At 63.7% G+C, this 11791-nt stretch carries 8 protein-coding genes and 1 pseudogene; 3 read left to right on the top strand and 6 right to left on the bottom strand.

What is annotated here, in order from left to right; translation table 11 throughout:
• Positions 1–104: 104 nt before the first annotated feature.
• The 3 genes from styD (at position 105) to AC1DQR_RS17170 (ending at position 6169) form a co-directional block, all read left to right on the top strand.
• Positions 105–1595 (top strand): phenylacetaldehyde dehydrogenase StyD, encoded by a 1491-nt coding sequence (styD, locus tag AC1DQR_RS17180; RefSeq protein WP_043355940.1) that lies wholly within the window; start codon positions 105–107, stop codon positions 1593–1595.
• 196 nt (positions 1596–1791) lie between these two features.
• On the top strand, positions 1792–3993 hold the full coding sequence (locus AC1DQR_RS17175) for a PQQ-dependent dehydrogenase, methanol/ethanol family (RefSeq protein ID WP_477133417.1): 2202 nt from the start codon (positions 1792–1794) through the stop codon (positions 3991–3993).
• A gap of 61 nt (positions 3994–4054) precedes the next feature.
• Positions 4055–6169 (top strand): TonB-dependent receptor family protein, encoded by a 2115-nt coding sequence (locus AC1DQR_RS17170; RefSeq protein ID WP_416053041.1) that lies wholly within the window; start codon positions 4055–4057, stop codon positions 6167–6169.
• A gap of 151 nt (positions 6170–6320) precedes the next feature.
• Here the strand turns inward: AC1DQR_RS17170 and AC1DQR_RS17165 are convergent, their stop codons facing one another.
• The 6 genes and pseudogenes from AC1DQR_RS17165 to AC1DQR_RS17140 form a co-directional block, all read right to left on the bottom strand.
• Entirely contained in the window at positions 6321–8063 is a 1743-nt protein-coding gene (locus AC1DQR_RS17165) for a ShlB/FhaC/HecB family hemolysin secretion/activation protein (RefSeq protein WP_416053040.1), read from the bottom strand.
• 572 nt (positions 8064–8635) lie between these two features.
• The gene (locus AC1DQR_RS17160) at positions 8636–9088 is read right to left on the bottom strand and encodes a hypothetical protein (RefSeq protein WP_477133416.1); all 453 of its coding nucleotides are present in this window, start codon (positions 9086–9088) and stop codon (positions 8636–8638) included.
• The gene (locus AC1DQR_RS17155; RefSeq protein ID WP_477133415.1) at positions 9085–9516 is read right to left on the bottom strand and encodes a hypothetical protein; all 432 of its coding nucleotides are present in this window, start codon (positions 9514–9516) and stop codon (positions 9085–9087) included. The genes AC1DQR_RS17160 and AC1DQR_RS17155 overlap by 4 nt, the downstream gene beginning before the upstream one ends.
• A 28-nt stretch (positions 9517–9544) precedes the next feature.
• Entirely contained in the window at positions 9545–10159 is a 615-nt protein-coding gene (locus AC1DQR_RS17150; protein WP_477133414.1) for a hypothetical protein, read from the bottom strand.
• 72 nt (positions 10160–10231) lie between these two features.
• Entirely contained in the window at positions 10232–10459 is a 228-nt protein-coding gene (locus tag AC1DQR_RS17145) for a hemagglutinin repeat-containing protein (protein WP_477133413.1), read from the bottom strand.
• 422 nt (positions 10460–10881) lie between these two features.
• Positions 10882–11791: pseudogene (locus tag AC1DQR_RS17140) on the bottom strand (hypothetical protein); the annotation flags it as partial.

The raw sequence follows: 11791 nt of genomic DNA, 5'->3' as shown, positions 1-11791 counted from the left end.
CGCATCGACAAGCTTTGTGCACGGCCAGACAAGCCATGATCAGGCCGTAGTGTTAACTTCGATCTCCATAACAAGGCACCAGCCAAGACCAACCGGAGACGAAGATGAATGCACCCAAGGAAGCCCGCAGCGGCCTGAACCAGGCCATCCGCAATGCCATGCTGATCGACGGCGAGTGGCGCCAGGCCGAGTCCGGCGAGACCTTCGCCGTGTTCGATCCCGCCACCGGCGAGGAGATCGCGCGCGTGCCTGCGGGCGGCGCGGCAGATATCGATGCGGCGGTGGCCGCGGCCGGGCGCGCCTTTGCCGGTGGCACGTGGCGCGCCATGATGCCGGCCCAGCGCGAGCGCCTGCTGCTCAAGCTGGCCGACCTGGTCGAGCAGCACGGCGACGAACTAGCCCGGCTTGAAACCCTCAACAACGGCAAGCTGCTGGCGTTCTCGCAAGGCCTGGAGGTGGGCGGCAGCGCACAATGGCTGCGCTACATGGCCGGCTGGGCCACCAAGATCGAAGGCAGCACGCTGGACGTATCGGTACCGTTTCCCCCCGGCACGCGCTATAGCGCCATGACCCGGCGCTCGCCGGTCGGCGTGGTGGGCGCCATCGTGCCGTGGAATTTCCCCTTGCTGATGGCGGTCTGGAAGATCGCTCCGGCCCTGGCCTGCGGCTGCACCGTGGTGCTCAAGCCGGCAGAGGAAACGCCGCTCACCGCGCTGCGGCTGGCCGAGCTGGCGCTGGAAGCGGGCTTCCCGCCGGGCGTGCTGAACGTGGTGACCGGCGACGGCGTGCCCGGCGCGGCGCTGGTGGCGCATCCCGGCGTCAACAAGATTACCTTCACCGGATCGACCGAAGTGGGGCGCCTGATCGGTGCGCGCTGCGGCCAGGATATCCGCCGCGTGTCGCTGGAGCTCGGCGGCAAGAGCCCGGTCATCGTGCTGGATGACTGCGATCCCGCGCATGCCATCCAGGGCGCGGCCGGTGCCATCTTCCTCAACCAGGGCCAGGTCTGCACGGCCGGCTCGCGCCTGTACGTGGCGCGCCGCCACTATGACCAGGTGGTCGAGGGGCTGGGCAAGGTGGCCAATGCCACGGTGCTGGGCTCCGGGCTCGATCCCGCCAGCCAGATGGGGCCGCTGGTGTCGTCGCGTCACCGCGACAAGGTCATGGGGCTGATCGGCACCGGGCGCAGCGAAGGCGCGGACATCGTCGCGGGCGGCACTGCGCTGGACCGCCCCGGCTATTTCGTGCGGCCCACCGTGGTGGCCAACGCCGCATGCAAGGACCTGACGCTGGTGCGCGAGGAAGTCTTCGGCCCGGTGGTGGTGGCCATGCCGTTTGACGACCCCGAGGCCGTGCTGGCCGAGGCCAACCGGTCCGAGTATGGCCTGGGCGCCAGCATCTGGAGCAATGACCTGCGTGCGGTGCAGCGGCTGGTCGATGGCCTGGATGCCGGCACGGTCTGGGTCAATACACACAACATCGTGGACCCCAACATGCCTTTTGGTGGATACAAGGCCTCCGGGGTCGGGCGCGAGCATGGCCGCTCCGCCATCGAGGCCTATACCGAGATCAAGTCGGTCTGCATGGCTTACTGAGCGGCATCGCCGCGCGTGGTGGGGGGCGCTTGCTCTGCGGGTAATCCCGAGTGGGTAAAACCTACCCCTGCGGCCATTCTTAGGTCTGCTGTAATCCGGTGGCGCGACGGGCGATGTCCGTCGCGCCATTGGCCAGCCGCTGGCATAGAACCAGCCTGGCTTCCCCCGAAGAAGAAGCAAAAAAAGAGGAGACACAATGAGCCAAGGACCCGAGCGGGTTTTCTCCTGCTGGCCGCGCGTTGCGCAGCGCGCTGGCAATCAAGCAGGCCTGTCACGCAAGGTGGCAGTGCTGGTCGCGGGGCTGGCGGCGTTCTCGCTGGCGGCGGCGCAGGCCAAGCCGCCGGCCAAGGTGGCCAGCGCCGATCACATCCGTAGCGTCACCCGAAGCGTCGACGGCGCCTTCATCGAAGGCAACGCCGCCAAGACACCCGACTGGCCCAGCTACGGCCTGGACTACGCGGAAACCCGCTTCAGCCGGCTCTCGCAGATCAATGCCGACAACGTGAAGGACCTCGGGCTGGCCTGGTCCTACGATCTCGAATCCACGCGCGGGGTGGAAGCCACGCCGCTGGTGGTCAACGGCATCATGTACGTCAGCGCGTCGTGGAGCGTGGTGCATGCCATCGACACCCGCAGCGGCAAGCGCATCTGGACCTTCGACCCGAAGGTCGACAAGTCGATCGGCTACAAGGGCTGCTGCGACGTGGTCAATCGTGGCGTGGCGCTGTACCAGGGCAAGGTCTTTGTCGCCTCCTATGATGGCCGCCTGATCGCGCTCGATGCCGGCACCGGCCGCAAGCTGTGGGAGAAGGACACCATCATCGACCGCACCCACTCGTACACCATCACTGGCGCGCCGCGGGTGTTCAAGGGCAAGGTCATCATCGGCAACGGCGGCGCGGAGTACGGCGTGCGCGGCTATATCACCGCCTACGATGCCGGCACCGGCGAGCAGAAATGGCGCTGGTTCACCGTGCCCGGAGACCCCAGCAAGCCGTTCGAGGACGAGTCGATGGCCAAGGCGGCCAAGACCTGGGATCCGGCCGGCAAGTACTGGGAAGCCGGAGGCGGCGGCACCGCATGGGACACGCTGGCCTTCGACCCCGAGCTCAACCTGATGTACGTGGGCACCGGCAACGGCTCGCCCTGGTCACGCAGCAAGCGCAGCCCGGCCGGCGGCGACAACCTTTACCTGGCCTCCATCGTCGCGCTGGATCCGGATACCGGCAAATACGTCTGGCACTACCAGGAGACGCCCGGCGACAACTGGGACTACACCTCCACCCAGCCCATGATCCTGGCCGACCTGAATATTGGCGGCAAGGCGCGCAAGGTCATCCTGCACGCGCCCAAGAACGGCTTCTTCTTCGTCATCGACCGCACCAATGGTCAGTTCATCTCGGCCAAGAACTTCGTCGATGTGAACTGGGCCAGCGGCTACGACCAGAACGGACGCCCGATCGAGCTGCCGGAGGCACGCGCCACCGACAAGCCCTATGACGCCATCCCTGGGCCCTACGGCGCGCACAACTGGCATCCGATGTCGTTCAACCCGCAGACCGGCCTGGTCTACCTGCCCGCGCAGCATGTGCCGCTCAACCTGATGGACGACAAGAACTGGACGTTCAACGGCAAGCAGCCCGGCCAGCCGCACGGCAACGTGGGATGGAACACGGCCAAGTTCCTCAATGCCGAACCGCCCACCAGCCAGCCCTTCGGGCGCCTGATCGCCTGGGACCCGGTGCAGCAAAAGGCGGTCTGGACGCAGGAGCAGGTCTCGCCGTGGAACGGCGGCACGCTCACCACCGCCGGCAACCTCGTGTTCCAGGGCACGGCCGATGGCCGCTTCATCGCCTACAACGCCGCCACCGGCGCGAAGCTGTGGGAATCGCCCACGGGCACCGGCGTGATCGCTGCGCCCGTGAGCTATCTGGTGGACGGCAAGCAGTACGTGTCCGTCGCCGTCGGCTGGGGCGGCGTCTATGGGCAGGCCCAGCGCGCCACCGAGCGGCAGGGGCCCGGCACGGTCTACACCTTCGCGGTTGGCGGCAAGGCGCCGATGCCCGCGTTCGTGCAGTACCGCGCGGGTGAACTGCTGGCGGGCGTGAAGTACGACCCGGCCAACGTCGCGGCCGGCACGGCGCTCTATGTCAGCAACTGCGTGCTCTGCCATGGCGTGCCCGGCGTGGATCGCGGCGGCAATATCCCCAACCTCGGCTATATGAATACTGCCTATATTCAAAATCTCGACAAGTTCATCTTCAAGGGACCCGCCATGGCGCGCGGCATGCCGGACTTCACCGGCAAGCTGAGCGCGGACGATGTCGAGAAGATCAAGGCGTTTATCCAGGGCACCGCGGACGCCATCCGGCCCAAGGCCCAGGCAATGGCCAAGTAGCGACCGGGCGGGCCGCCCGCACAGCAGCAAAGGAAGTCATCAACAAACTCAGGGCAGGGATATGGCAGGCAACAAGGGCGGTGGGCGAAGCAGGAAACCGGTTTCCGCAGAGGCTTCGCACCGCCTGTGCTGCCTGGCGGCGGCGATGCTTGCCGCTGCGCCCGGCGCGGCTTTAGCCGAGGAAACGCTGCCGGACGTGGTGGTGAGCGTCAGCCGTGCCGAGCAAAAGCGCTTTGACGCGCCGGCCGCCATCGACAGCGTTCCCGTCGATTCGCTGAGCACGCCCAGCCCATTGATCAACCTGTCCGAGCTGCTGCCGCTCGTGCCCGGCGTGACCGCGCGCGAGCGGCAGAATTACGCGCAAGACTTGCAGCTAGCGGTGCGCGGCTTTGGCAGCCGCTCTACCTTCGGTGTGCGCGGCGTGCGGTTGTTTGTGGACGGCATTCCCGCCACCATGCCGGACGGGCAGGGCCAGGCCTCCACCGCCGATCTCACCAACGCCAGCCGCATCGAGGTGTTGCGCGGCCCCTTTGCCCAGCTCTACGGCAATGCGTCCGGTGGTGTCGTGCAGATTTTCACGCCCGATCCGCCCAAGGCGCCGATGGCGCGCGCCACCAGCGGATTCGGCTCCGACGGGCAGTGGATGGCCGGCGTGACGGTGGGCGGCGGTAACGACAAGATCGGCGGCGTGCTGGATGCATGGACATTCGAGACCGACGGCTACCGCGACCACAGCGCGGCCCGGCGCCGCCAGCTCAACGCCAAGGTGGTGGCAGAGCCGGTCACCGGTACCCGCGTCACGCTGTTGTTCAATGCCTTCGACCAGCCCCAGGCGCAGGACCCGCTCGGCCTCACGCGTGCCCAGGCCGGCGCCAACCCGCGCCAGGCCGTGCCGCTGGCCACGCAGTTCAATACCGGCAAGACCGTGCGGCAGAACCAGGGCGGCGTGCTGGTGGAGCAACGGCTAAGTGAGCAGGACAACCTTGAATTCCGCCTCTATGGCGGCACCCGCGAGCTCACCCAGTACCTGGGCTTTAGCGGCATCGCGCCCTCGTCGGCGGGCGGCATCGTGGATATCGACAGATCCTACGGCGGCGGTGCGATGTCATGGCACCACAACACCACGGTAGCCGGACTGCCTTTGCTATGGAGCGCTGGCGTGGACGCCGACGGCATGCGCGATGCGCGCACCGGCTTCGTGAACCAGAACGGCACGCAGGGCGCGCTGCGCCGCGACGAAACCGACAAGGCCGGCAGCCTGGGCGCCTTCGCCCAGTTCGACTGGACCTGGAATCCCTCCTGGCGGCTGGTCGGCGGCGTGCGCGCCAGCCAGGTCAAGCTGCGCATCGACGATCACTACATCACCGCCGCCAGCCCCGACGACAGCGGCACCGCCACCTACAACAACGTCAGCCCGGTGCTCGGCGTGGTCTGGCAGGCGGTGGAGTCGCTCAATGTCTACGCCAACCTTGGCCGCGGCTTCGAAACCCCGACACTGACCGAAGTCGCCTACGGCCCCGGCGGCGTCGGCACCAACCTCGGGCTGCAGCCCTCCACCAGCCGCCAGGGCGAGATCGGCGTCAAATGGCAAGGCAAAGGGCAACGGCTGGAAGCCGCGGTGTTCGACGCCGGCAGCCACAACGAGATCGTGCCGCTGTCCAACGACAACGGCCGCTCCGTCTACCAGAACGTCAACGGCGTGCACCGGCGCGGCCTGGAACTGGGATGGCGCGGCACCTACGGCCCCGGCGAGCGCTACGGCACCGGCCTGGCCTACACCTGGCTCGACGCCTATTTTGGCGACGCCTTTCGCAATGCGCAGGGCGCAACGGTAGCCTCTGGCAGCCGCCTGCCTGGCACCGCTCGCCACAGCCTGTTCGCCGAGGCCACGTACAAGCCGGTGGCCGATCTCACGCTGGGCGTGGAGATGCGCGTGGAAGGGCGTGTGTTCGCTGACGACCTCAACACGCAATATGCGCCGGGCTACGCCACCTTCAACCTGCGCGCCGGCTACAACTTCCGCGTGGGGCGCATGCGCTGGTATGCCTATGGCCGCATCGACAATATTGCCGACCGGCATTACATCGGGTCGGTGATCGTGAACGAGAGCAATGGCCGGTATTTCGAGCCGGCGCCGGGGCGGCGGTTTTTTGTGGGGCTGCGGGCGGAGATCTGAGCGGTGGCTGGGCTGTTCGCCCAGCCAGCGTGCGATCAGGATGCTGCTTGCATCGGTACCAGACGCCATTCCAACGCGCGGCCATGTGTCATTGAAATGCTCGGGCTATCGTCAAGTCACAGGCGGGCATGCACAGCCGGGGTGGTCTGGCCTAAAACTCAACGCCGATCTGCGCCGCGATATTGGGCGCGTGCGTGCGGAAGAACGCAGGCTTCCTGAGCGGCCTGCCGAGCGTCACCTCGTAGGTCAGGGCGGCGTAGCCACCCATGGCCCAGCGTCCGCGCGCCCCGATCACGGCACCCATCAGCGTCTGGCCCACCAGGAACCCGGCGGATGGGCCGCTGACATGTCCCATGTCCAAGCCCACGAAGGCTTCCTGGCCCGTATTGGCAAGTTGCCAGGCCAGGTCGTTGCGCCAGGTGATGCCGTTCTCGGCGGCAAGGGTGAGTTGTTCATCGAAACCGCGCACTGAGTAGCGGTTGCCGATGACGAAGTAGTCGGACGGCAAGATGCGGGTGCGGGCGTACTGCATGCGCAGGCTGCCCTGGTAGCGCAAGCGCTCCCCGGCGACCTGGAATGGCACCATCAGGCCGGCATTCGCCAGCACGATCTCCGACTTGCCATCCCAGCCGGGCTCGCCCAGCACAAAGCCAGGCGACCTGGAGTGCGCGGGCAGCGACGCGCGCCATGCCGCGCTGACATCCAGCACCGTGTTGCCGAGGTACTGACGGTGCGCGGCGCCGGCCTCGAAGCCGACGAAATCGCGGTGCTGCACGGCGATGTCGATGCCGTCCAGGGTGGAGCTGGCGGTCTTGCGGAACACCTTGGCATACAGGCTCGTCTTGCCCGAAGCGTTGCGCAACGGCACGTAGCCAAGTCCTGCCTCGATCTGCGTGCTGCGCCCGCCGTAGACGATTTCGCTCTCGAAACCCGCCACCGTCTGGTGGTAGCGCGACTGGTTAGCGCTGAAGAAGGCGTTCCAGTAACCGAAGGGAATGCTGTAGTTGATCGCAGAAGAGCGCGTCCCCGCCGCGCCGTTGCCGGCATTGGCATTGGTGCTGCCGGAGAGGGTGAGGCTGTCGTAGAGGAACAGTGGCGAGTCCACCGTCAGCGTGCCGCCCATCTGGTCGCGCCCGGTGTTATCCAGTCCGGCGTTATCGCCCGTCACGAGGACATGCCAGCGCTTGCCGGTGCCCGGCTTGATGATCAGTTCCGTGTCGCCGGGGTTCTCGCCAGGGACCAGATCGATGCCGGCATCGGCCTGCCCCTGCAGGCGGCGCATGTTCTCCGTGCCCTGGTCAAGGTCGCGCTGGTTGACCAGCCCGCCGGGGCCGGTGGGCAAGACCATGCGCCACCAGCCGGGCGCACCCTCGGCCCTGACACCAGAGAGGCGTCCCGCCACCACGCGCAGGCGCAATTCACCGCTGGCGAGATTCTGCTCCGGGATCACCACGCGCGTGGTCATGTAGCCTTGGGCGGGCAGCCGCGCCGAAAAATAGTCCTGGATGGCCTCCAGCCCCTTGCCCCCAACGCATTGCGTGGGCAGGATGCCCGCCTCGGCCTGGAGCCATGCAAAGTCCTCGGCACCCTCCCAGCGCACCGTCCCGATGCGGAAGCAGGGCGACTCGGCAGGCAGGATCAGCGGTCCCGCGATGCCCGCGTTGGCGGGGGAGGTCGTCAGCACATCGGGACGGGCCAAGGCACGCTCGCGCGCGGCCTCCTGCTGCTGTTCCTGGCGGCGCTCGATGGCGGCGTTCGGGGTGACAGGCGGGAACGCGGGCGGGAAAGCAGGCAGGGCCTGGGCAACCGCGAATGTGGGCAGCGTCAGGATGAGCGGGGCAAAAGGAGGGACGCCACGCGCCTTGCGGCGCGCGTTGCGGAAGTTCATCGGCATGGATTGACGCGGCTTACATGTCAGGCAATTCGACGCGGAGGCTAAGGATCTGGCCGGGTTAAATTGCTATAGGTTCATGAGGGGTGCAATCGAGTGCACAGAAAACACACGCATTGAGGATCTGCGAGCGAGAACAAACAGACCAGATCTTCGCGGTATCGAAAGGCGATGCCGGTGTGAAAAAATAAGCCAGATCATTTTCTCCACCCCAGATTTCAGATGGCATTGTTGACGCCAGCGCCGCTGGCCTCGTTGCCAATACCTTCATCATGCAAGCAGCGCTGCTGCATGAGTGAGGCTGGACTACGCCAAGGCCAGACGGACGATACCGAGTTTTTGTGCTGATTGAAATCGGACAAATCCTAAAATGAGGGGCGAAATTTCCTATTCAATCGATTCGGAGCTGAATTTGGCTAGGTGCTGGATAGTCTGTAGCCCTGGGGGGGGCATTGCTGGTAGGCGGCCTGCTTCTGCAGGCGGCAAGTCACTTGCCGACGACGCATTGGGTGGGCAATTTGGCTAGATAGGCTTGTCCGTAGTCGACGTAAGGGCTGACCGAGCCGGGTTGATGATTACAGCACCCGCTGTCCATATATCCACTCGATACTGCCGTATGGAGCGACACGATTGAGGTCATCCAGCATCGTTCGTGCGCTTACCGCATCGCCTTTGACAAACTTCGCATAGGCCGCGCCATGGAACAAGGCTTCCGCAAACGCTTCCTGCTGCTCGGAGCCGGACATCTGTCCGATCAGCGCAGCCGCTTCTTTCTGCGTGTCCTCTCCCTGCCACATCCGCAGCAACGCACCGTAGTGGCCCCTGTCCTTCTGGACGTAGTACGTCGCCATCTCTTCCAGTTGAGGGTTCGCCAGCGCGTTGTCTTTGGCCCGGCTCATGATGTAGCGATAGACGAGGCTTCGGTAGGCATAGAAGCTCGGCCCTTCAAGGGGTGCCTCAGCATTGGCCAGCGTTGCGATAGCGTCACGCCACTGCTCGAGCTGGATATGCGCAAAGGTGGCTGTCACAAAGTCCTCCGTGAATGTTCCGAGCGCGAGGGTTCGCCCGGCGGCAGCCTGGCTCGCGGCGTACTCCCGTGTCGCCTCCAGTTGCGGCGCCAGCAATGCCAAGGCACCTCGGGGTCATTCATGCTGAACAGGATGCTGGCCTTGGTAGCGATGAAGTCCTTATCCTTTTCAGGTTTGATCAAGCTCAGCGCCCGGTCGATGACGGTAAGCGCTTCCGCCGATTTGCCCATCGAGTCCAGTTCCGCCGCTTGCTGGCGCAGGGCGAACGCCTTATCCCAAGTCGACTTGGCCGCCGACTCTTCAAAGCGTGCTTTCTCCAGGCGCTGTTTGTGAGAGGCAAGTAGATAGTTTTCCGCTGCCATGGCGGGAATTGCCGCGAGGCTCAGCACGGTGAGGGCGACAAGGTGCAAGGTACGTATGTGATTCATGGTGATCAATAATCTCGTTTTTGTGGCGTCAATTGTTGGGGGCGGGCGCAGTCGGACACTTCTGCGCCAGTTCCAGGCGAATGGACTCATCCGCGCCTTGGTCATCGATACGTCTGGCGGCAACCCAACAGCGGTTGCCGGCGGTTTGCATGAAGACGTCATAATCCCTGCCCGGCTCGGGAACGAACGTAACCGCCGGCGGCGTACAGGAGAACGACTGCGGGTTGAGCGACAGCCTCACCGTGACGGGCTTTGCTGCCGGGACGACGTATTCCTTGATGAGGTCCTTGAAGGAAAGGCCGTCGACGCGCATGTAAGGGCGCGGGCTTTGAGGCATACCGATCGTTACGCTGTTGGACGAGTACTTCCACGACGCGAGAAAGCCATCGTTGACATCGACGCGTTTTTCATCCTGCAGGTAGCTATCCTTGTAGCAAGACTCGCCGGGCCGGAAAGCCGCACTGCCAGTGCCATTGCCAGAAAGGAATCGGATGCGTGCAGAAACGGTGGGATCGTACGTTGGGGTAGCGACGGTGACGCTGTGTGTGGGTTGAGGCAGGATTGAGCAGGCCGTAGTCAGCAGCGCGGCGAGCACAGCTAGGGCGAGGGTTTTTTCCGAGAACGGTACGTGGTTCCTTGTCACGAGAGTCCTTGATAGGTTGATGTTTGCACGCCTGGCGTCGGTAGGAGGGACGAGGGGCCCAGAGGTATCGCGTCAATTCTGCGAAGACCGGAGGCGGAGGTGCCGGAAGTCCGACACAAAGGTGGCGGACTTCCGGCTGGCCATGTGGCTGTTGGTATGCGAGATGCCCTCGCTGGCCGAGTTGCCCTTCGCCATGGAAGCGGAGGCTGAGACGCCGAAGCCGGCGTTGCCGTTGGCAAGGCCGTACGGCACACCGGCTGTGAATTTTTTCATGCCGGCTCGCGAATCCACGAAGGCCATCTATGATTTTTGTCTTTCAAGAATCTCTCTTATTAATCTCCCGAGTCTTCTTCCACGCGTATAAGAACCAAAGCGCGAATACTATCGTCCAAATCAGGCATAGGACAGAAACAAGATAATAGTGCTTGCGCGTGACGTTGAAGCCAAGAAATTTAAATATGGTGAGTGGAATCAACATAATCCAGGGGGAAAAAATACCTTGAAATGCGATCCATATTTTTTCAATTTTTGTCATTTTTTTGTTTCTGTGGGGGGGTGACAGAAGATCCTAAACCCTGAACCACGTTGCCAACTCCAACTCCGATAAGAGGGGCCGTCATACTTGGCTTCTGAAGTAGAGCCGGGACGCTTGAATTCACATACGTTGGAAATAACGATGTTAGGCTTTTTTGAGCGCGAGCCCCAACCTTTGCGCCAAATGATCAGAAGCCGTAACCCACTGTTGCAGCACCCAAGAGACTATTCGTGTCTCCATAGAGTATGTTCTGGAACTGAGCGTTTGCTATGGCATTAACGCTGCCCAATACGGCATTGCCGTACGCTCCAGCATTCATGCCTATTGGTGTCAGAATTGCACCACTGACCGTTGCCATCGCTGTTTGTCCTGGCCGAATACTCCCGGTTAGGAAGATCTGTCCTACCATATCCATCGAACCACTCACAATACCGCCAATTCCTGCGGCTGAAGTACATGCGGTGGGATTGATTGTGCAGGCAGTTGCGGTACTTGTCACTAAGCCGGGAACGGTTGTCGCGATAGCGGGCCCTGTTGCCAGCAGCGCTGCACCACCAACTACATTGACTACGGCACCGGCGAGCCTACTTCTCTCGGCATCGCTCATTGCCCCGGTGGTTGCCGCTTGAATAGCTCCCGGTTGCTTGAGTCCATTTGTGTAGTAGAACGCGGCTGAATCGCCCAATGTCTTACCGTACATAGTTGCATCGTTCTTCTGCGACGGGGGCGTATAGAACATATAGCCCGGTCCACTTGCACCATCTGCTGGCAGCATTCCATGTGCCTGACTGAGAAATGCGCGCGCGCCAGCGTCCTCCTCGCCGCCCACGCCCGCTTGGACTTGCCGGAATCCCTGCTGCGCAAGGCGCATTTCTGCGTCCGATTCGGAGATACCTTGTTGCTTTGCGAAAGCCTTGGCATTGGCCTTGATCCACTTCTGTTCATCCGGATGCAACTGCCGATTGAACCGATCCACATTCGCTGCCGTCGCTGCCCCCGATCCACCACCCACGACGGCACCAAAGCCACCCGCTGCAATGTTCGCCGCCACGTTGCCGAGCGCTTCATTCAACCCCGCATTGCCGGTATCGATGCTC

The sequence above is a fragment of the Cupriavidus sp. 05L411 genome, assembly GCF_056398045.1.
Note: the sequence above shows the minus strand (reverse complement) of the source record. Positions and strands in the feature narration are given on the sequence as shown.

Coding starts and splice junctions, on each gene's coding strand:
- styD (WP_043355940.1), top strand. CDS start 105: ATGAATGCACCCAAGGAAGCCCGCAGCGGCCTGAACCAGGCCATCCGC.
- AC1DQR_RS17175 (WP_477133417.1), top strand. CDS start 1,792: ATGAGCCAAGGACCCGAGCGGGTTTTCTCCTGCTGGCCGCGCGTTGCG.
- AC1DQR_RS17170 (WP_416053041.1), top strand. CDS start 4,055: ATGGCAGGCAACAAGGGCGGTGGGCGAAGCAGGAAACCGGTTTCCGCA.
- AC1DQR_RS17165 (WP_416053040.1), bottom strand. CDS start 8,063: ATGCCGATGAACTTCCGCAACGCGCGCCGCAAGGCGCGTGGCGTCCCT.
- AC1DQR_RS17155 (WP_477133415.1), bottom strand. CDS start 9,516: ATGAATCACATACGTACCTTGCACCTTGTCGCCCTCACCGTGCTGAGC.
- AC1DQR_RS17145 (WP_477133413.1), bottom strand. CDS start 10,459: ATGGCCTTCGTGGATTCGCGAGCCGGCATGAAAAAATTCACAGCCGGT.